The following is a 19,490-nucleotide window of genomic DNA, read 5'->3' as shown; positions in this document are numbered from 1 at the left end:
GCGCCGACCGTAAGGCGGTCCGCAGCGCCCCGACGACACGTTTCGCACGGACACGACACCGATTGCGCGGCTGGTCGGTGACGCGTGCCTCAAGTACCCTCAGCGCCCATGCGCGTACGGCGTGGTCGCGCACCGCGGGACTGGGACACCGCGTCCCAGCAGGTCGCGGAGGCGTACTTCCCTCACGAGCTCCGGCCCCTCGGCGGCGGCCGCGAGCCGCGCCTCACGCTGCACACACTCGACCTCGGGCCGGTGCTGATCGGCCACGTCGGCTGGGGCTCGGACGTCAGCATCGAATGCGACTATCCCGGCGCCTACGAGATCAACCTGCCCATGACCGGGCATCTGGAGAGCCGCGGCCGACACGGAACGCTGACGTCCGTGCCCGGCCAGGGCACGGTGTTCCGCTCCGACACACCCTCGTTGATCAGCCACTGGGACGCGACGTGCACGGTCCTCGGCGTCAAGTTCGACAGCCGGTGGCTCGATCGGGAGGCCGAACGCGTGCTGGGCGGCGACCGCACGGGCCTGCGCGCGGAGCTGCCCGACCAGCTGAACGTCGCCGCGGGCACGCCGCGGTCGTGGCATCAGCTCATCGGCAGTCTCGCGGCGAACCTGCACGACCCGGCCGCGTTCTCGGTCGGCCCGGTCCGCGAACAGCTGGCCGGCGCGGTCGCCGCGGGATTCCTGCTCGCCGCCGTGCCGGAAGGCGGGACGGGACCTCCGGCGCGGCCGCCCGCGATCCGGCGGCTGCTGGACCAGCTCCACGACGACCCGGCCCGCGCCTGGACGGCGGGCGAGATGGCCGCCGTCGCGGGCACGAGCGTGCGCAGGCTCCAGGAGGGCTTCCGCCGATGGGTCGGCTCGAGCCCGACGGCCTACCTCACCGAGATCCGGCTCCGCAGAGCCCACGCCGACCTCGTCACCGCGCCGTCGGCCACGGTGAGCGAGGTCGCCGCCCGGTGGGGTTTTTCGAGTGCGAGCCGGTTCGCCGCGGCCTACCGCCGGCTGTACGGCATCCCGCCGTCACAGGCCCGCGACTGACGGCGCGGCGAACCGGACGTGATCAGTCGGCGAGGATCGGCGCCCGCAGGAACCGCTCGGGCACGGCGAACGCGTCGACGAGTTCACGGGCACGCGGACGCAGCTCGGCGCACAGTTCGTTGACCGCGGCGACGACGGCCTTCCCGCGCTGGGCCGTGAACCGCCCGTGTTCGAGGAACCAGGCGCGGTCGGCCTCGATGTTCGCCAGCGCGTACAGATCGCACACCCGCTCCAACAGGGCCTTCGTGTCGGGGTCGGTGCACCGGTCGATCGCGCCCACGAACGCCTCGAGCACGATCCGGTCGACGTGGACCCTCCCGGCACGCAACACGTGGTCCTGCGCGCTGTTGAACACCTCGAAACCGTTGTCCCTGCCTGCCCGCCGCAACCGCTTGACCAGGCTGTCGAGCACGTGCTCCTCGCGGTCCTCGAACATGCTGATCTGCCAGGCCCGGTCGTACAGCGAGTCCTCGTCGTCGCGTCGCGGGGACGCGTCCATGATGCGTTCGATGACCTTGCGCGCCGAGGTCCGTTCGATCACCACGTCGACGACCTGCTCGGCGAGGAACCGGACCGTCTCGATGGGGCGCAGGTCCTGCACCTCCTGCTTGTAACTGGTGAGCAGGCCCTTCGCCACGAGCTGCAGCAACACCGTGTTGTCGCCCTCGAACGTGGTGAACACGTCGGTGTCGGCCTTCAGTTGCGGCAGGATGTTCTCGGCGAGGTATCCGGCGCCGCCGCACGCCTCGCGCGCGGCCTGAATGGTCGAGGTCGCGTGCCACGTCGCCACGGCCTTGACCCCCGCGGCGTGCGACTCGAGCTCCCTGCGCGCGCGTTCGTCGGGTTCGGCCGTGTTCTGAAGCTCGTCGAGCGCGGCGACCAGTTCCTCCTGCGCGAAGTGCAGCGCGTACGTCGTGGCCAGCGCGGGCAGCAGTTTGCGCTGATGACCCAGGTAGTCGAGCACGACGACCTCGTCGTCGGTCCCGGGCTTCTCGAACTGCCTGCGCCGGTCGCCGTAGCGCACCGCGATGGCCAGCGCGCGCTTCGTCGCGCTGCCCGCACTGCCCGCGACACTGATGCGGCCGCGCACGAGCGTGCCCAGCATCGTGAAGAACCGCCTGCCGTCGCTCTCGATCGGGCTCGAGTACGTGCCGTCCTCTGCGACGTCGCCGTACCGGTTGAGCAGCGCCGTGCGCGGAATCCGCACTTGGTCGAAGGTCAGCCTGCCGTTGTCGACCCCGTTCAGGCCCGCCTTGTGCCCGCAGTCCTCGATCGTCACTCCCGGCAGTGCACCACCGTCCTCGTCGCGGATCGGGACGAGGAACGCGTGCACACCACGGCTTTCCCCACCGGTGATGAGCTGCGCGAACACGGCAGCCATGCGGCCGTCCCTCGCGGCGTTGCCGATGTACTCCTTACGCGCCGACACGTCGGGCGTGTGCACCACGAACTCCTGCGTGGCCGGATCGTAGGTCGCGGTGGTGCGCAGGTTCTGCACGTCCGAGCCGTGGCCGTACTCGGTCATCGCGAAGCAGCCCGGCAGCTCGAGATCCATGATCTGCCGCAGGTAGCGCTCGTGGTGCCGGCGCGTGCCCAGCAGCTCGACGGCACCGCCGAACAGGCCCCATTGGACGCCGGCCTTGACCATCACCGACAGGTCACCCAGCGCCAGCATCTCGAAGGCGACGATCGATCCGCCGATGTCGCCCTTGCCGCCGTACTCGGCGGGGAAGCCGAGCTGCGGACGCCCGGTCTGCGCCAGTTCGTGCAGCTGGTCGAGCACCTGCGCGCGGTGCTGCTCGCGGTCGAGGCCGTAGTCCTGCGGCTGGGCCGAGTTCTCCATCTGGGCGCGCACGTCACGACGTACCTCAGCCCACCTGCCGTCGAGGACCTCTGTCAGGGGATTCATGTCGCCAGCCTGCCCGAGGAACCCGCCGAATGCACTGTGACATGCGGACCCGCACCGGATGGTCGCTCCACAGTAGACATCCCGCGCCGCCCGGTCACCGCGGCTGCTCCGGTCAGCGCGCCAGGGCTCGGACGAGGTCCTCGCTCGTGGTGACGGGGCGTTCGCACACGTAGCCCCGGCACACGTAGGCCGCCGCGGCCCCGTCGACGAGCGGCCGGTCGGCCAGCAACGGGACGTCGCCGTCCTCGGGCGTTCCCGCGAGGACCACCGAACCGCCTGGCACCCGCCGGGCCGCGGTGGCCAGCAGGTCGTCGCGCCCCTCCCCGTCGCCGACGACGGCGACCTGCAACGGGCCGCTCAGCATCGCCTCGGCCACGGCGGCCCAGTTGCCCGCGAACCGCGGCACCTGCATCACGAGCGCACCGGCGCGGGCGACCGCCTTCTCGCACAACGAGCGGTAGCGCGTGGCCCGGTCGGGTCCGGCCAGCGCGGACGCCGTGAGCAGGGCACTCGCCAACGCCGAGGCGCCGGACGGCGTCGCGTTGTCCGTCGGGTCGGACGGCCGGTTGATCAGTTCCTCGGCGTCGTCGGCCGTGTCGTGGAACGCTCCTGGCGCGTCGGCGGCGAAGCGGTCCACGGCGTCGTCGATCAGGCGGGTCGCCTCGGTCAGCCACTCCGGGTCGCCGGTCGCCTGATGCAACGCGAGCAGCCCCTCCGCGGTGCACGCGTAGTCCTCCAGCACTCCACCCGCGTCGCCGACCGTGCCGTCGCGCGAACTGCGCCGGAGCCTGCCGTCGACGTCGTGGACGTCGAGCAGCAGTCGTGCCGCCTCGGCGGCGGCGTCCACCCACTCCCGGCGGGCGAGCGCGACCCCGGCCTCGGCCAGTGCCGTGATCGCCAGCCCGTTCCACGCGGCGACGACCTTGTCGTCGCGCGCGGGCTGCGGACGGCGGTCCCGGGCACGCAGCAGTGTCTCGCGCACACGCTGCCAACGTTCGGTGTCGTCCGGGTCGGCGGGCAGCTGCAGGGTGGAGGCGCCCTCCTCGAACGTGCCCTCCTCGGTGACGGCGAACGTCTCGGCCGCCCACGCCCCTTCCTCGTCCCCGAGAACCTCGGCCAGCTGCGCGGGCGTCCAGACGTACGTCAGCCCCTCGACCCCGTCGGTGTCGGCGTCGAGCGAGGCCGCGAAGCCGCCCTCCGGGGTGCGCAACTCGCGCATCAGGAACTCGGCGGTCTCCGTGGCCACCCTCGTCGCGCCCTCGTGCCCGGTGCGCCGGGCCAGGTGGGTGTAGACGCGCAACAGCAACGCGTTGTCGTACAACATCTTCTCGAAGTGCGGGACGATCCAGCGTCCGTCCACCGAGTACCGCGCGAAGCCACCCGCGAGCTGGTCGTAGAGTCCGCCGCGGGCCATCCCCTCGGCGGTCAGTTCCACAATGGACAAGGCGGCCGGGTTCGCGGTCCGTTCGTAGTGCCGGATCAGGAACTCCAGCACCATCGACGGCGGAAACTTCGGCGCCCCACCGAATCCGCCGTAACCGGGATCGGTCTCCTGGCGCAGTTTCCCGACCGCCGCGGTCAGTGCCTCCTCGTCGATCGTCTGCTCACGCAACGGGCCGGACTGCTCGGCGATGTGCGCGACGATCTTGCCCGCCCCCTCGGCGAGCTCGTCCCGCCGGTCGGACCACGCCTGCGCGACCGCGTCCAGCACCTGCCGGAACGCGGGCATGCCGTGCACGGGAGCGGGCGGGTAATAGGTGCCGCAGTGGAACGGTTTCCCGTCCGGGGTGAGAAAACACGTCATCGGCCAGCCGCCCTGGCCGGTCATCGCCTGCGTGGCCGACATGTACACCGCGTCGATGTCGGGCCGTTCCTCGCGGTCGACCTTGATGTTGACGAAGTTGGCGTTCATCACCGCCGCGATCTCGTCGTCCTCGAACGATTCGTGGGCCATGACGTGACACCAGTGGCACGCGGCGTAGCCGACCGACAGGAGGATGGGCACGTCCCGCTCGGCCGCCTCGGCCAGAGCCTCCGGACACCAGGGCCACCAGTCGACCGGGTTGTCCGCGTGCTGTTGCAGGTACGGGGACGTCGCGTGGGCGAGACGGTTGGCCATGGTCGACAGGGTCTCACCTCTCCCCGACCGCCTCCACCCGAGCGACCGCCAGCTCTGCCTCCGCGAGGTCGAGGCACGCGTCGACCTTGACGCTGTGGTAGCCCCGGTCCACGCCCGGCACGAACGCACCATTCCGGTTGATTGGAGCGAATCGGACACGTCATGCTGAGGTATGCGGGGCGCAGGCGAGTTCTGCTGGATGGACATCAAGACGCCCGATCTCGACACGACCGGGCGCGAACTCGGCGCCGCTCTCGACTGGGAATGCCTGCCCGACCCGGACGACCACCGCGACGCGGCCACCGCACGCAAGGCTCGCTTCTCCGGACACTGGGTGGCCGGCCTGAGCGCGCTCGACGGCGAGGTTCACCCCGACGGCACGCCACCGCACGTGAGCTACTACCTGCAAGTCCACGACACCCGTGAGACCCACCGGCGCGCCGTGGCCGCCGGAGCGGCATCCGTGGTCCCACCCTCGAGCATCGCGGACCTGGGCGAGCTGGCCACCGTCGTCGATCCGTTCGGCGCCGCCGTGTCCTTCTGGCAGCCGGGGAGGTTCGCCGGCTGGTCACATCCGCCGGGCAGCCCGGGCACGCCGGGCAGGATGCTGCACACGTCGACCACGCCGAGCGCCGCCGCCCGGTTCTACCGCGAGTACCTCGGCGTGGCGCTGTCGTGGGCGACGTTCCGCGCGAAGGGCGCAGGCCCTCCCGGATGGACGACCGTCATCCGGATGTCCGAGCGCGCGCCGACGGCACTGACCCCCGTGCGCCTGCCGTCCGGCCACGCCTTCCTGTTCGCCTGACGTGCGGTCAGGAATCCTCGGCCTTGGGCTTGTCCGCCTGTGCCGTCGAGACGGCCGTGCGCTGCGCAGAGGTCTGCCCTTCGCCGCCGGAAGCCTCCGAGCCGTCGGAGGCGTCCGCGCCCCCGGCGACGTCGGCACCCTCGCCGGCGTCACCGGAGTCCGTGGCCTCCTCGGTGTCGAAGCTCGCGGGGACCCGCTTGAGGTGCTTGGTCATGGAGCGGACGAGGAAGACGACCGCGATCAGGAAGACGATCATCAACAGCAGGCCGACCGGGGACGACTTGCCGAAGTCCTCACCCTGACCACCGGTGTCCTGCTGCTGCGCGAGCACGGAGGTCGCCGCCATCGCCGGGGTCGCCATCGCCGCGGACAACGTCATGAGCTCACCTTCTCCCGGACGCCCGCGAACAGGTCGTCCTCCGGAACCGTGCTGTCCACCAACGATCGTGCCAGCTCGTACTCCTCGGTCGGCCACAGCTCCCGCTGGATCTCCAGCGGGACGGCGAACCAGCGGCTGTTCGGGTCGATCTGCGTGGCGTGCGCGCGCAGGGCGTCGTCCCGCTGCTCGAAGTAGTCGGCGCAGGGCACCTGCGTGGTGACGCGCTCCATGACGTCGGGCTTGTCGGGGTCCCACCGCTCGAGCCACTCGGCCCACGGCGACTCCTGCCCCGCCTCGAGCAGGGCCTCGTGGAAGGCCGTGATGCGCGCCCGCGAGAAGCCGTGCACGTAGTAGACCTTGAGCACCTGCCACGGGTCCCCCGCCTCGGGGAAGCGCTCGGGATCGGCGGCGGCCTCGAACGCGGCCATCGACACCTCGTGGGTACGGATGTGGTCCGGGTGCGGGTAGCCGCCGTTCTCGTCGTAGGTGATGACGACGTGCGGGCGGAACTCCCGCATCACGCGCACCAGCGCCTCGGTGGATTCCTCGAGCGGCACGCGCGCGAAGCAACCCTCCGGCAGCGGGGGAAGCGGGTCACCCTCGGGCAGTCCCGAGTCGACGAAACCGAGCCAACGGTGCTGCACACCCAGGATCTTGGCGGCCTTGGCCATCTCCTCGCGGCGGATCTCGTCCATGTGCTCGTGCACCTCCGGACGGTCCATCGCGGGGTTCAGCACGTCGCCGGCCTCACCTCCGGTGCAGGTCACGACCATCACCTCGGCGCCTTCGGCCACGTACCTGGCCATGGTCGCCGCACCCTTGCTCGACTCGTCGTCGGGATGGGCGTGCACGGCCATGAGCCGCAGGCCCTTGCTCGCGGCGTCGATCGTTTCCGCTCTGTCCGATCCAGTCATGCCCGACCAGACCCCTCTCGCACCAGTTGTGCCGTCACCGTCACCATTGCTCGCCTGCGCTACTGCTCGCCGGGGGCTCACGCTCACCGGTCCCCGTGTGCACCGCGCCGTACACCGGACCCGGCCAGGCCCACCGGCCCCGCGCTCTCCGACCCCGGAGCTCCCGCGCGTGAGCGGTCCCCCGATACTCGTAACGCCGGGGATGACGTCCATCTTCCTGGTACCCACGACAGTCCCTACCGGGAGGCCTCCGTTTTGCCCGAGGAGCCCACTTCCGCCGAGACCGGCACGGAGTCCGGCACTGACCGGATCGCCGACCGGTACGGCCGCGCCAGGAAGAAGCCGAGGACCAAGCTGAAGCGCTGGCAGGCGTGGACGTTCACCGCGGTCGCACTGGTGGCGAGCGGCGTCGCGGCCTACATCGGGTATCAGAACCTCGCGGGTGCGCCGATCGAGGCGCAGCGCATCGGATACGAGGAGCGGCCGAACAACGCCGTGGAGATCACGGTCGACGTCACCAGGGACGACCCGGCGCGCGAAGCGGTGTGCATTGTACGAGCGAGGAACCTGTCCGGCCAGGAAAGCGGACGAAAAGAGATCCTCGTCCCACCCGAGCAAGGGCGGATGTCGACGGTGATCCAGAGCATCGGCCGACCCGTGACCGCCGACGTCTACGGCTGCAGCTACGATATTCCCGAGTACCTGTCAAGCCCCTAGCGGCCAACGGAGTGAACGAGGCGCCGAATGCCCGGGCGCAATTGCGTTCGGCAGCATCCGCGCGCCGTTTCGTGGTAGCCTGCACCATCGGCACGGTCCTGGAGGGGCCGTGTCTTTCCTTTATTTCGAACCACGCCCGGTGCGTGGCGGCCGTCCTGTATACCCAGGTTCGGCAGGCTAGGAGGAGATGGTGACCGTGAGCGACACCAAGGTGACCTGGCTGACCCAGGATGCCTACGACAGGCTCAAGAACGAGCTCGATGAGTTGATCGAGAATCGTCCGGTCATCGCCGCGAGGATCAACGACAGCCGCGAGGAAGGCGACCTCAAGGAGAACGGTGGTTACCACGCCGCCCGTGAGGAACAGGGCCAGCAGGAAGCTCGCATCCGTCACCTGCAGGAGCTCCTGCGCAACGCGAAAGTCGGCGAGGCCCCGACCAACAACGGGGTCGCCGAGCCCGGCATGGTGCTGACCATCCAGTACGACGGCGATGACGACTCCGAGACGTTCCTGCTCGCAACGCGCGAGGAAGGCGGCGGAGGCGACCTCGAGGTCTACTCGCCGGACTCGCCGCTCGGAGCCGCCCTGCTCGGTGCCAAGGAGGGCGAGACGCGGGAGTACCCGCTGCCCAACGGCAAGACCGAGAAGGTCAAGCTGCTCAAGGCGGTGCCCTACAGCGCGAGCTGAGCACTCGCGATTCTGTGACCACGAAACGGCGCGCCCGGCTTCGGCCAGGGCGCGCCGTTTCGTCGTCCCTGGCGGTCTTCGCGGAGAGCCGGCGTTCGGTTTCTGCGACGCTGGAGCCATGAGCGCCGACCTGCCGCTGTGTGTCACCTGTGGGACCCAGTACGCGAGCCCCCGTAGCGACTGTCCGATCTGCGAGGACGAACGCCAGTACGTGCCGCCGTCCGGCCAGCAGTGGACGAGCCTGCGGCAACTGCGCGAGGACGGCTACACGGTGGAGACCCGCGAGCAGGCGCCAGGCGTGTACGGCGTCGGAACCCGCGAACGATTCGCGATCGGCCAGCGTGCACTCGTCGTGCCTGCGGCGTCCGGCAACGTGCTGTGGGACTGCGTGGCCTACCTGGACGACGACCTCGTCCGGCACGTCGACGAACTGGGCGGGATCACGGCGATCGCCATCAGTCACCCGCACTACTACACGACCATGGTCGACTGGGCCGAGAAGTTCGACGTCCCGATCTACCTGCACGAACGGGATCGCCACTGGGTCGGCAGACCGAGCGAGCGCATCCGCTTCTGGAACGGCGACACGCTCCGGCTGGCGGACGACCTGACACTGCTGAACCTGGGTGTGCACTTCGACGGCGGCACCGTGCTGCACTGGCGCGACGGTGCGGGCGGCCGCGGTGCGCTGTGCACGGGCGACATCGTGCAGGTCGTACCGAATCGCGAACTGGTCGCGTTCATGTACAGCTATCCCAACCACATCCCGGAGCGGCCGAGCGTGGTGCGCCGCGCGGCCGAGCTGCTGGCCGACGTCGAGTTCGACCACATCTACGGCGCGTGGTGGGACGCGGTGGTCCTCGGCGAGGCGAAGCGGGTCGTCGAGCGGTCGGCGGCGCGCTATCTGGAGCAGATCGCCGGGTGAGCGCTCACCGCTCGCCGCGGGCGATGCGTTCGAGCAGCGGCCGGACGCGGGGCGCGACGGGCGTGGACAGCGCGATGGACGTCGACGTCCGCAGGACGCCCGGAACGCCGACGACGTCGTCGATCACGCGCTGCAGGTCGTCGTTGGAGCGGGCGACCATGCGGACGAACAGGTCACCCTGTCCCGTGGTCGCGTGGACCTCGCACACCTCGTCGATCGCGGCGAGGGCCTGGGCCACCTCCCCGCGTCTGCCCTGCGCGATCTCCAGCACGGCGAACGCCGTCAGCCCGTAGCCGACGGCGTCGAGCTGCAGCTCGGGCGGGAACCCGGTGAGCACGCCGCTCGCGGACATGCGGTCGAGGCGGGCCTGCACCGTGCCGCGCGCGACGCCGAGTCTGCGCGCGCATTCGAGCACCCCGATCCGCGGCGCGTCGGTGAGCAGCAACAGCAACCGGGCGTCGAGTGCGTCCAGTTCCACCGCCGACCTCCTGGGCATTCTGTTCACTCTGACCGATCAACTGTCGAGGCCGGTGCGCATGTTGTCCAGTGCTGCGGCGAACTGTTGTCCACTCTGACCGCGCGCACTCATGCTTCTCGTCATGACGAATCCAGCGCTCGACGACACCAGCTACGACCAGTTGCGCCAGCTCGTGGGCCTGGTGGACCACGACGACTCGGCCGACCCGTTCCCGGTGAAGGCGATGGACGCCGTCGTGTTCACGGTCGGCAACGCGACCCAGACGGCGTGGTTCTATCAGAGCGCGTTCGGCATGCGCCTCGTCGCGTACTCCGGCCCGGAGACCGGCGACACCGAGCGCAAGTCGTTCGTCCTCACCTCCGGGTCGACCCGCTTCGTGATCAACGGCGGCGTGCGTCCCGACTCGCCACTGCTCGACCATCACCGCAAGCACGGCGACGGCGTCACCGACCTCGCACTCGAGGTGTCCGATGTGGACCGCTGCGTGGCACACGCCCGCGCGCAGGGAGCCATCGTGCTGTCCGAACCCCACGACGTCTCGGACGAACACGGAACGGTGCGCACGGCTGCGATCGCGACCTACGGCGACACGCGGCACTCGCTCGTCGACCGGTCCCGCTACCACGGGCCGTACCTGCCCGGATACGTGGCGAAGGAGCCCACGGTCACTCGGCGCGAGGGGGCGCCGAAGCGACTGTTCCAGGCCGTCGATCACTGCGTGGGCAACGTCGAGCTGGGCGAGATGGACCACTGGGTCGACTGGTACCACCGCGTGATGGGCTTCGTGAACATGGCGGAGTTCGTCGGCGACGACATCGCCACCGAGTACTCGGCGCTGATGAGCAAGGTCGTGTCGAACGGCAACCACCGGGTCAAGTTCCCGCTCAACGAGCCCGCGGTCGGCAAGAAGCGTTCGCAGATCGACGAGTACCTGGAGTTCTACGGCGGCCCCGGATGCCAGCACATCGCGCTGGCGTGCAACGACATCATCACCACGGTGACCGAGATGCGCGCGGCGGGCGTGGAGTTCCTGTCGACGCCCGACTCGTACTACGACGACCCCGAGCTGCGGACCCGCATCGGCGAGGTACGCGTGCCGATCGGGACGCTCAAGGAACACGGCATCCTCGTCGACCGCGACGAGGACGGCTACCTGCTGCAGATCTTCACCAAGCCGATCGGCGACCGCCCGACGGTGTTCTACGAACTCATCGAACGCCACGGTTCGCTCGGCTTCGGCAAGGGCAACTTCAAGGCACTGTTCGAGGCCATCGAGCGGGAACAGGAGCGCAGGGGCAACCTGTAGCCCGCTTCCACGGGGGCTGGGGAGGGGAAGGCCCCGGCGGTGTCCGCTCCCACCGAGCGCGGCGCCGCCGGGGCGCTCACCCTCCGGTCAGTGGTCGGCCGCGTCGACCGTGTAGCCGGCACGCTGGAGTTCGGCGATGACGTCCTGGCAGTGCTGCGGGCCTCGCGTCTCCAGTTTCAGCGCCACCTCCACCTCGCCAACGCCGAGTCGCCCGGAGATGCGGGAGTGCTCGATGTCGACGATGTTCGCGCCGAGTTCACTCAGCCGCGTGACGACACCCGCGAGCGAACCGGGCCGGTCGGGCACCCACAGCCGCACGTACAGGTAGCGCGCCGCCGCGGTCATGCCGTGCTGGATGATCTGCATCAACAGCAGCGGGTCGACGTTCCCGCCGGACAGCACGGCCACGACGGGCGGTTCGAACGCTCCCACGTGCTCCAACAGCGCCGCGACGGGCGCGGCGCCCGCCGGTTCGACGACGAGTTTCCTGCGCTCGAGGCAGTTCAGCACCGCCCTGGACAGGCCTTCCTCGGTCACCGTGACGACGTCGTCGACGAGCGACGTCACGTGCCGGAACGTCAGCTCCCCCGGTTTCGCCACGGCGATCCCGTCGGCGAGGGTCTGGGTGGCCTCGAGCGCGACCGGCTCGCCCGCGGACAGGGAGGGCGGGAACGACGCGGCCGAATCGGCCTGCACGCCGACCAGCCGCACGTCCGGCCTGCGTGCCTTGACGGCACTGGCCACGCCCGCCACGAGTCCGCCGCCCCCGGTGGACACCAGTACCGTGCGCACGTCGGGAACCTGCTCGAGGATCTCCAGTCCGACGGTGCCCTGTCCGGCGATGATGTCCGGGTGGTCGAAGGGGTGGATGAACACCGCTCCGGTGCGTTCGGCGAACTCGATGGCCGCGGTGAACGCCTCCTCCAGCGCCGCACCGACAAGGTGTACGTCGGCGCCGTAGCCGCGGGTGGCCGCCACCTTGGGCAGCGGCGCCTTGCGCGACATGAACACCGTCGAGGCCGTGCCCACCAGCGATGCGGCGAGCGCCACACCCTGGGCGTGGTTGCCCGCACTGGCCGCCACGACACCGCGCTCGCGTTCCTCGGCCGAGAGCCCGTGAATGCGCGTGTACGCACCCCGCACCTTGAACGAGCCTGTGCGCTGCAGGTTCTCGCACTTGAGGTGGACCGGACCGCCGAACGCGTCGGAGAACTCGCGTGCGTGTTCCATCGGTGTGGTCCGCACGATTCCGGCGAGCAGGTCCCGTGCCTGCAGGATGCGATCGACGTCGACGAGCCGCGTGGCGGACATGCGGTGGGGGTCTCCCTTTCGACTTCGGAGCTTGCGTGTATGTGCCGCGTGAGGATTGGGTATCCTGGCGCTTGCACCAGGGGGACGATTCCACTCAGCGGAGGAACAGCATGGCACGGCCGACGGCATCGCGAGGCGCTCGCTCGCAGGGCCGTGTCACCCCGCTGCTCGCGGGCGTCGTGTCGGCGCTGGCGCTCACCGGCGCCGCGGTGTTCACCGTCGGCCAGGCCTCGTGCGGCGACCAGGGCCAGTACATCCGCCACGCCGACCACATCGAGTTCATCGGCGGCTGCGTGCACGGCGACGACCTGCCGAGCGTGCGGCCAGGCGACCGGCAGGGCCCGACCGAGCACAGCGAAGAGCCGCGCAACTACCGGCCGTGACCCCACCGGGGTCGCCTGACTAACCGAGCGCCTGCCGCAGATCGTCGACGAGGTCCTCGGCGTCCTCGATACCGACCGACAGGCGCACCAGTTCGGCCGGCACCTGCAGAAGCGAACCGGCGACGGACGCGTGGGTCATGCGGCCGGGGTGCTCGATCAGCGATTCGACCCCGCCCAGCGACTCGGCCAGCACAAACAGCCGGGTGCCCGCGGCGGCGTCCAGCGCTGCCTGCTCCCCGTCGGCGTGGTCGAACGACACCATGCCGCCGAATCGGCGCATCTGCTTCGCCGCGACGTCGTGGCCGGGGTGCTCGGACAACCCCGGGTAGTACACGCGCGAGACCTTCGGGTGGCTCTGCAGCATCGCGGCGATCCGCTCGGCGTTGTCGCAGTGCCGTTCCATGCGCACCGACAGCGTCTTGAGTCCGCGCAGGGTCAGCCACGCGTCGAAGGCACCCGGCACCGCACCGGCCGAGTTGCGCAGGAAGAACAGTTGGTCCCGCAGCTCGTCGTCGCCGGTGACGACGGCACCGCCGACGACGTCGGAGTGCCCGCCGAGGTACTTGGTCGTCGAGTGCACGACGACGTCGGCGCCGAGGTCGAGCGGGGTCTGCAGGTACGGCGTGGCGAAGGTGTTGTCGACGACGAGCTTCGCGCCGCCCTCGTGGGCGATCTCGGCGAGCGTGGTGATGTCGGAGATGCCGAGCAGCGGGTTGGTGGGCGACTCGCACCAGATGAGCTTCGTCTCCGGGCGCATCGCCGCCCGCACCGCGTCCACATCGGACAGGTGGGCGACGCTGTAGGTGACGCCCCAGCCGGTGAGCACCTTGTCGATGAGGCGGAACGTGCCGCCGTAGACGTCGTTGCCCAGCACGAGGTGGTCGCCGGGGCGGAGAGCGGTGCGGAGCACGGCGTCGCTCGCGGCCATGCCCGAGCCGAACGCCAGCGCGTGCCGCGCGTTCTCGAGCGCGGCGAGTGCTTCCTCGAGCGCCGTCCGCGTCGGGTTGGCCGTGCGGGAGTACTCGTAGTCGCCCTCGCGCGTGCCGCCGACGCCGTCCTGGGCGTACGTCGAGGTCTGGTAGATCGGCACGATGACCGATCCGGTGCGCGGATCGGGCTCCTGGCCTGCGTGGATGGCACGCGTGGAGAAGCCGGTGGGTGCGGGTTCCTGAGACATGAGCCCACCTTATGGCCGTGGCCTGCCGCGGACACGCCGACGCCCCGGCCGCAGGTGGCGGGTTCTAGCGATCCCCGCAACACCCTGTTCTTCAGGGAGTTGCGGGGATCGTGTCGTTTGAGGAGTTGACGTGACTCAGGCTCGGCTCACCACTGGGGCGGCTGGCCGGGAGGCGGGCCCTGCGGCGGCGGACCGCCGTAGCCACCGGGCTGACCCGGCTGCTGCGGAGGCTGGCCGGGAGCACCGAAACCGCCGGACTGGGGGTTCGGGCCACCGGGCTGGGCGAACCCACCGGACGGCGGACCGTACCCACCCGGCTGACCGGGCTGCTGCGGCTGGCCGAACCCACCGGGCTGACCGAAACCGCCGGGCTGGCCGTGCTGCTGCGGAGGCTGACCGAAGCCCCCGGGTCCACCGAAACCGCCGGGCTGACCGGGATCGCTGTCCCCGCCAAGCCCGAGCAACTTCGCGATGGCGGGTACGAACAACGCACCGCCCAGACCGAGCAGGAGCAAGCCGGCAAGCAGATACAGGATCGCGCCACCACTGATGGTGTCGACCTCGATACCTTGTGCTTCAGCCCGCTCAACGATCTCGCCCTTCGGTGTTGCACCGATCCACAGCAGGATGGTGAACAGCAGGATCAGGAAGCCGCCTGCGGCGAGAGAGATCGGCGCGATCATCTTCAGGATTCCACGCTTCATCGCAGCCAAGCCCAGCAGCGCACCACCCGCAATACCGACGAGCGCGCCGAGCAAGATCATGATGAGGTAGAACGTCAAGGTCCCCGGAGAGGACATACCGGACTGCTCGGTGAAGGCGTCGACATTCTCGCCAACCATGTCCGACAGATCGCTGACATCGCCGAGATCGATGAACGTCAGGATCAATGCGATCAAGCCGAACAGCGCCGCGACGCCTCCGGCGATCCAAGCCATGATCGGGTTACCGCCACCCTGCTGGCCGCCCGGCTGGGGCTGGCCGAACTGGCCCTGAGGCGGTCCACCGAAGCCGCCCGGCTGCCCCGGGGGCGGGCCGAAGCCCTGCTGAGGCTGACCGAAACCACCCTGCGGCGGCTGGCCCTGAGCCGGGTCGAATCCACCGGGCTGCCCGGGAGCGCCGAGGCCCTGCTGGCCCTGGTTCGGGTCGAAACCACCCGGCTGCTGCCCCGGTGCACCGAAGCCCTGCTGACCCTGGTTGGGGTCGAAGCCCTGCTGCCCCTGCGGAGCACCGTAGCCCTGGGGGTTCACCGCGCCAGGGTTGTCCGCGGCGCTCGGCGGCGGGGCGTACGGGATGGAAGCCTGCGGCTGCTGGTCCGGCGGAACCAGCTGCGTCGACTCCGCACCCGGCCCCTGCTGCTGCGGCTGCTGGCCGGGCTGAGCAGGCTGGACGACCTGCGTCGCCTCGCCACCCGGGTCGGCAGGCTGCTGCGGTGCCTGACCGGGCTGGACGACCTGGGTCGCCTCGCCACCCGGGTCGGCGGGCTGGTCGGTCGGCTGCTGCTGCTGACCACCCTGGTCCGGCTGTCCTGGCTGCACGACCTGGGTCGGCTCTGCCGACTCGAACGGGCCGTCCTGGGCAGGCTGGGAACCACTCGGCGGCCCCTGGGGCGGCTGCTGCTCGCCACCCCCGGGCTGGTTCGGTGGCTGCGGAGCACTCATGTGGGCTTGAACCCCCTTGACGAGGACCTTCTTGTCTCTAGCTCGCGCACACGCTAGCGGATGCGGCCCGTCGTGGATGGGAACGCCCCGGCCAGCGGTGCGCCACAGTGGTGCGCGGTCATTCCCGGCCCGAGATGAACGCCAGCAGGTCCTGCCGCGTGACCACGCCCGCCGGCTTGCCACCTTCCAACACCAGAGCACCATCGGCCGAGGTCAGCGCCTCGATGGCGGCCGTGATGGACATGCCCGCGCCGATCGTGGGAAGCGGCGCCGACATGTGGTCCTGCAGCATGTCGGCCAACGCCACCTTGCCACCGAACAGCTTGTCCAGCAGGTCGCGTTCGTTGACCGCGCCGACGACCTCCGCGGCCATCACGGGCGGTTCGGCGCTGACGACCGGCATCTGGCTGACGCCGAACTCGCGCATGATCGCCACGGCCTCGGCGACCGTCTCGTGCGGGTGGGTGTGCACGAGGTCGGGAAGGGTGCCGTCCTTGCGGCGCAGCACGTCGCCGACGGTCGCGTCGGTCGAGTCCGGGGGAAGGAACCCGTACGAGGCCATCCACGAGTCGTTGAACACCTTGCCGAGGTAGCCGCGACCCCCGTCGGGCAGCAGCACGACGATGACGTCGTCGGGGTCGCACCGCTCGGCGAGCCGCACCGCGGCGGCCACGGCCATGCCGCACGAGCCGCCCACGAGCAGGCCCTCCTCGGCGGCCAGCCTGCGCGTCATGATGAACGAGTCGGCGTCGGAGACGTCGATGATCTCGTCGGCGATGTCGCGGTCGTAGGTCTCGGGCCAGAAGTCCTCACCGACGCCCTCGACAAGGTAGGGACGTCCGCTGCCGCCCGAGTAGACCGAACCCTCCGGGTCGGCGCCGACCACCTTGACCCGGCCCTCGGAGATCTCTTTGAGGTAGCGGCCCGTGCCGGAGATCGTCCCGCCGGTGCCCACCCCCGCCACGAAGTGGGTGATGCGCCCCTCGGTCTGACGCCACAGTTCGGGGCCCGTCGAGTGGTAGTGGCTCTCCGGGTTGTGGGGGTTGGCGTACTGGTTGGGCTTCCATGCGCCGTCGATCTCGGTGACGAGCCGGTCGGAGACGCTGTAGTACGACTCGGGGTGCTCGGGCGGCACGGCGGTCGGGCAGACGACCACGCGCGCGCCGTAGGCCTCGAGCACGTTGCGCTTGTCCTCGCTGACCTTGTCCGGGCAGACGAACACGCACTGGTAGCCCTTGCGCTGCGCGACCATCGCGAGCCCGATCCCGGTGTTGCCGGACGTGGGCTCCACGATCGTGCCGCCCGGCTTGAGCTCACCGGATTCCTCCGCGGCCTCCACCATGCGCAGCGCGATCCGGTCCTTCACGCTGCCGCCGGGGTTGACGTACTCGACCTTGGCGAGCACCAGCGGGCCTGCTCCGTCGGTCACGGAGTTCAACTTGACCAACGGGGTGTTGCCCACGAGGTCGATGACGTGTTCGGCGAATTCCATGCCGTCAGAGTAGCCAGCGAGCACCTGTTCCACATCGTTCGTCGGGATTTCATTGTCCGAAAAGGACCACTGTGATTGGCTCGAGTCGTTTTCGACCACTATGTGAATCTCGAGGAGTCCCCGCCGTGAAAGCCTTGCCGAGACGGTCGCGCCGCAGTGCCAGGGCCGCGCAGGCGGCCACCGCGACCGCGCTGACCGGAGCCCTGCTGGTGTCCGGCGGCGTCGCGGGCGCCGCACCGAGCCCGCGCGCCGGTCTGATCGACGACGTCCCCACGTTCACCCTCAACGTGCTGTTCAGCAACGACCTCGAGTCGGCACTGCTGGGCACCGACGGCGACGGCACCGACGAGGGCGAGATCGTCGACGGAGGCCAGTACCCGTACGGCAGCGCGTCCCGCATGGCGACCGTGATGGACAACCTGCGCAAGGAGGCCGTCACCGGCTGGCCGTCGCGCGGCCAGGCGTTGTGGCGCGGTGAGGTGTCGCTGTCCGGCGGCGACAACTTCCTCGCCGGCCCGGAGTTCTCGGCCAGCCAGGAGGAGGGCGCGCCGTTCTACGACGCCCGCGCCGTCGAGGGCATCGGCTTCGACGCCACGACGATCGGCAACCACGAGTTCGACTTCGGTCCCGAGGTGTTCGCCGACTTCATCTCGGAGTTCGACGGTTCGCTCGACCACGTGAGCACCAACGTCGACGTCTCCGGTGAACCGTCGCTGGCCGCGCACGCCGAGGACGGCACGATCGTCAAGAGCAAGGTGCTGCGCACCCACGGCCAGCGCATCGGCCTGATCGGCCTGACGACGCCCGAGCTGCCGTCCCTGTCGAGTCCGCGCGAGGTCGAGGTCGACCCCGAGATGGCGAAGCTGACCAACGCGCTCGCCGAGGACTACGCCGACCGCGGGATCAACAAGGTGTTGCTCGTGTCGCACCTGCAGGACATCGACAACGAGCTCGAGCTCGTTCCCCAGCTCAAGGGCGTCGACGCGGTCGTCGGTGCCGGCGGAGGGGAGATCCTCGCCGGCGAGCACGACCGGTTGATTCCCGGCGACGAGGCCGAGCGGGACTTCCCGCTGTACGCCGACGACGCCGACGGCAAGCGCGTCCCGGTCGTCACCACCACCGGCGACTACAAGTACGTCGGCAGGCTGGTGCTCAACTTCAACTGGCGCGGTGACGTCATCGGTGTCGACGAGGACGAGACCGGGCCGGTGCGCGTGTCGGGTGTCGGGCCGGACGCCGTGCACGGGGACGAGAAGATCCGCGCCGAGGTCGAGGAGCCGGTGGCGCAGCACCTGGAGGAACTGTCGACCACGACGGTCGCCACCAGCGAGGTGCCGCTGGACGGGGTCCGCAACAACGTCCGCTCCAGGGAGACGAACCTGGGCAACCTCGTCGCCGACGGCCTGCTCTGGGCGGGCAGGCAGAAGGCGGAGGAGTTCGGCGTCGCGGCACCGCAGGTGGGCATTCAGAACGGCGGCGGCATCCGCAACGACTCCACGTTGCCCGCAGGCGACGTCAGCGCACTGAACACCTACGAGGTGGCACCGTTCTCGAACTTCGTGGCGGTGGTGCCCGAGGTGCCGAGGGAGACGCTGCGCCAGCTGCTCGAACGCGGCGTGGCCGCCCTGCCCAGCGCGTCGGGTGCGTTCATGCAGGTCGCCGGCCTGAGCTTCACCTACGACGAGAACGCGAAGGCGCAGGTCGTCGACGAGAACACCGGCGAGATCATCGAGCCGGGCGAACGCGTGCAGGACGTCACGCTCGAGGACGGCACGACGATCGTCTCCGACGGCGAGGTCGTGGAAGGCGCCCCCGTGTCCGTCGCCACGAACGACTTCTCCGCCCGTGGCGGCGACGGCTACCCCTTCGGTGACCTCGACTTCACCTCCGTCGAGACCACCTACCAGCAGGCCGTGGAGGGCTACCTCACCGACGGCCTGGACGGCCGGATCACCGCTGAGCAGTACCCCGAGGGCGGCGACGGCCGCATCACCCCGGCGGGCTGACCCGGCGACGGGTGGCGCGGGGCCGTACCGGTTTCCCGCGCCGCCCGTCGTCCCGGCCCCGCCCCCACCGGCGCCGCCCCCACCGGCGCTGCGCATCACCACGGCGCTGCCTGTGGGTGCCGGTGACGTGATGTGCCTCGGCACCGCTGGCCAGGGGCCCCTCGGCGAGGCAGGAT

17 protein-coding genes are annotated in these 19,490 nt (G+C 70.2%); 8 read left to right on the top strand and 9 right to left on the bottom strand.

Annotation, left to right across the window (positions count from 1 at the left end; all coding sequences use genetic code 11):
• The first annotated feature begins 108 nt into the window (after positions 1 to 108).
• Positions 109 to 1,044, top strand: a complete 936-nt coding sequence (locus tag IF64_RS0109855; protein WP_030531741.1) for an AraC family transcriptional regulator — start codon at positions 109 to 111, stop codon at positions 1,042 to 1,044.
• Positions 1,045 to 1,066: 22 nt separating this feature from the next.
• Here the strand turns inward: IF64_RS0109855 and IF64_RS0109850 are convergent, their stop codons facing one another.
• Both IF64_RS0109850 and IF64_RS0109845 read right to left on the bottom strand, forming a co-directional pair.
• Complete coding sequence (locus IF64_RS0109850) at positions 1,067 to 2,953, bottom strand: acyl-CoA dehydrogenase family protein (protein ID WP_030531740.1); 1,887 nt, start codon at positions 2,951 to 2,953, stop codon at positions 1,067 to 1,069.
• A gap of 112 nt (positions 2,954 to 3,065) precedes the next feature.
• On the bottom strand, positions 3,066 to 5,072 hold the full coding sequence (locus tag IF64_RS0109845) for a thioredoxin domain-containing protein (RefSeq protein ID WP_030531739.1): 2,007 nt from the start codon (positions 5,070 to 5,072) through the stop codon (positions 3,066 to 3,068).
• Between the two features lie 172 nt (positions 5,073 to 5,244).
• Between IF64_RS0109845 and IF64_RS0109835 the strand changes: the two genes are divergently transcribed.
• Positions 5,245 to 5,877, top strand: coding sequence for a VOC family protein (locus tag IF64_RS0109835; RefSeq protein WP_145600443.1), 633 nt, complete (start codon positions 5,245 to 5,247; stop codon positions 5,875 to 5,877).
• Positions 5,878 to 5,884: 7 nt separating this feature from the next.
• On the opposite strand, the gene IF64_RS0109830 is transcribed toward IF64_RS0109835, so the two are convergent.
• Positions 5,885 to 6,256 carry a hypothetical protein gene (locus tag IF64_RS0109830; RefSeq protein ID WP_030531737.1) on the bottom strand — a complete coding sequence of 124 codons (372 nt, stop codon included), beginning with the start codon at positions 6,254 to 6,256 and terminating at the stop codon, positions 5,885 to 5,887.
• Entirely contained in the window at positions 6,253 to 7,170 is a 918-nt protein-coding gene (gene mca, locus IF64_RS0109825) for a mycothiol conjugate amidase Mca (RefSeq protein ID WP_030531736.1), read from the bottom strand. The genes IF64_RS0109830 and mca overlap by 4 nt, the downstream gene beginning before the upstream one ends.
• 255 nt (positions 7,171 to 7,425) lie before the next feature.
• Between mca and IF64_RS27910 the strand changes: the two genes are divergently transcribed.
• From IF64_RS27910 to IF64_RS0109810, 3 genes are all read left to right on the top strand, one after another.
• Positions 7,426 to 7,887, top strand: coding sequence for a DUF4307 domain-containing protein (locus IF64_RS27910; protein WP_030531735.1), 462 nt, complete (start codon positions 7,426 to 7,428; stop codon positions 7,885 to 7,887).
• 190 nt (positions 7,888 to 8,077) lie between these two features.
• Positions 8,078 to 8,575 carry a transcription elongation factor GreA gene (gene greA / locus IF64_RS0109815; RefSeq protein ID WP_030531734.1) on the top strand — a complete coding sequence of 166 codons (498 nt, stop codon included), beginning with the start codon at positions 8,078 to 8,080 and terminating at the stop codon, positions 8,573 to 8,575.
• A gap of 118 nt (positions 8,576 to 8,693) precedes the next feature.
• On the top strand, positions 8,694 to 9,500 hold the full coding sequence (locus IF64_RS0109810; protein ID WP_030531733.1) for an MBL fold metallo-hydrolase: 807 nt from the start codon (positions 8,694 to 8,696) through the stop codon (positions 9,498 to 9,500).
• 4 nt (positions 9,501 to 9,504) lie between these two features.
• Here IF64_RS0109810 and IF64_RS0109805 read toward each other — a convergent pair whose 3' ends face one another.
• Complete coding sequence (locus tag IF64_RS0109805; protein ID WP_030531732.1) at positions 9,505 to 9,978, bottom strand: Lrp/AsnC family transcriptional regulator; 474 nt, start codon at positions 9,976 to 9,978, stop codon at positions 9,505 to 9,507.
• Positions 9,979 to 10,099: 121 nt separating this feature from the next.
• Here IF64_RS0109805 and hppD point away from each other — a divergent pair, with 121 nt between their 5' ends.
• On the top strand, positions 10,100 to 11,284 hold the full coding sequence (gene hppD / locus IF64_RS0109800; RefSeq protein ID WP_030531731.1) for a 4-hydroxyphenylpyruvate dioxygenase: 1,185 nt from the start codon (positions 10,100 to 10,102) through the stop codon (positions 11,282 to 11,284).
• An 87-nt stretch (positions 11,285 to 11,371) separates the two neighbouring features.
• Here the strand turns inward: hppD and ilvA are convergent, their stop codons facing one another.
• Complete coding sequence (gene ilvA, locus IF64_RS0109795) at positions 11,372 to 12,595, bottom strand: threonine ammonia-lyase (protein WP_030531730.1); 1,224 nt, start codon at positions 12,593 to 12,595, stop codon at positions 11,372 to 11,374.
• 110 nt (positions 12,596 to 12,705) lie between these two features.
• Here ilvA and IF64_RS0109790 point away from each other — a divergent pair, with 110 nt between their 5' ends.
• The gene (locus IF64_RS0109790; RefSeq protein WP_030531729.1) at positions 12,706 to 12,978 is read left to right on the top strand and encodes a hypothetical protein; all 273 of its coding nucleotides are present in this window, start codon (positions 12,706 to 12,708) and stop codon (positions 12,976 to 12,978) included.
• Positions 12,979 to 12,997: 19 nt separating this feature from the next.
• Here IF64_RS0109790 and IF64_RS0109785 read toward each other — a convergent pair whose 3' ends face one another.
• From IF64_RS0109785 to IF64_RS0109775, 3 genes are all read right to left on the bottom strand, one after another.
• A complete protein-coding gene (locus IF64_RS0109785; RefSeq protein ID WP_030531728.1) occupies positions 12,998 to 14,155 on the bottom strand; it encodes a cystathionine gamma-synthase in 1,158 nt (385 codons plus the stop codon).
• A 146-nt stretch (positions 14,156 to 14,301) separates the two neighbouring features.
• Positions 14,302 to 15,816 (bottom strand): DUF4064 domain-containing protein, encoded by a 1,515-nt coding sequence (locus IF64_RS0109780; protein ID WP_030531727.1) that lies wholly within the window; start codon positions 15,814 to 15,816, stop codon positions 14,302 to 14,304.
• A gap of 118 nt (positions 15,817 to 15,934) precedes the next feature.
• Positions 15,935 to 17,308: a cystathionine beta-synthase gene (locus IF64_RS0109775; protein WP_030531726.1), complete on the bottom strand. Its 1,374-nt coding sequence runs from the start codon at positions 17,306 to 17,308 to the stop codon at positions 15,935 to 15,937.
• Between the two features lie 125 nt (positions 17,309 to 17,433).
• On the opposite strand from IF64_RS0109775, the gene IF64_RS0109770 reads away from it, so the two are divergent.
• The gene (locus IF64_RS0109770; RefSeq protein WP_246134775.1) at positions 17,434 to 19,314 is read left to right on the top strand and encodes a bifunctional metallophosphatase/5'-nucleotidase; all 1,881 of its coding nucleotides are present in this window, start codon (positions 17,434 to 17,436) and stop codon (positions 19,312 to 19,314) included.
• Positions 19,315 to 19,490: the final 176 nt, after the last annotated feature.

This window comes from Prauserella rugosa, assembly GCF_000719975.1.
Taxonomy (GTDB): Bacteria; Actinomycetota; Actinomycetes; order Mycobacteriales; family Pseudonocardiaceae; genus Prauserella; species Prauserella rugosa.
This window is presented reverse-complemented; position numbering and strand designations above follow the sequence as displayed.

Excerpts from the sequence above, each read along its gene's own strand:
- IF64_RS0109855 (WP_030531741.1), top strand. The coding sequence starts at position 109 with ATGCGCGTACGGCGTGGTCGCGCACCGCGGGACTGGGACACCGCGTCC.
- IF64_RS0109850 (WP_030531740.1), bottom strand. The coding sequence starts at position 2,953 with ATGAATCCCCTGACAGAGGTCCTCGACGGCAGGTGGGCTGAGGTACGT.
- IF64_RS0109845 (WP_030531739.1), bottom strand. The coding sequence starts at position 5,072 with ATGGCCAACCGTCTCGCCCACGCGACGTCCCCGTACCTGCAACAGCAC.
- IF64_RS0109835 (WP_145600443.1), top strand. The coding sequence starts at position 5,245 with ATGCGGGGCGCAGGCGAGTTCTGCTGGATGGACATCAAGACGCCCGAT.
- IF64_RS0109830 (WP_030531737.1), bottom strand. The coding sequence starts at position 6,256 with ATGACGTTGTCCGCGGCGATGGCGACCCCGGCGATGGCGGCGACCTCC.
- mca (WP_030531736.1), bottom strand. The coding sequence starts at position 7,170 with ATGACTGGATCGGACAGAGCGGAAACGATCGACGCCGCGAGCAAGGGC.
- IF64_RS0109810 (WP_030531733.1), top strand. The coding sequence starts at position 8,694 with ATGAGCGCCGACCTGCCGCTGTGTGTCACCTGTGGGACCCAGTACGCG.
- hppD (WP_030531731.1), top strand. The coding sequence starts at position 10,100 with ATGACGAATCCAGCGCTCGACGACACCAGCTACGACCAGTTGCGCCAG.
- ilvA (WP_030531730.1), bottom strand. The coding sequence starts at position 12,595 with ATGTCCGCCACGCGGCTCGTCGACGTCGATCGCATCCTGCAGGCACGG.
- IF64_RS0109790 (WP_030531729.1), top strand. The coding sequence starts at position 12,706 with ATGGCACGGCCGACGGCATCGCGAGGCGCTCGCTCGCAGGGCCGTGTC.
- IF64_RS0109785 (WP_030531728.1), bottom strand. The coding sequence starts at position 14,155 with ATGTCTCAGGAACCCGCACCCACCGGCTTCTCCACGCGTGCCATCCAC.
- IF64_RS0109780 (WP_030531727.1), bottom strand. The coding sequence starts at position 15,816 with ATGAGTGCTCCGCAGCCACCGAACCAGCCCGGGGGTGGCGAGCAGCAG.
- IF64_RS0109775 (WP_030531726.1), bottom strand. The coding sequence starts at position 17,308 with ATGGAATTCGCCGAACACGTCATCGACCTCGTGGGCAACACCCCGTTG.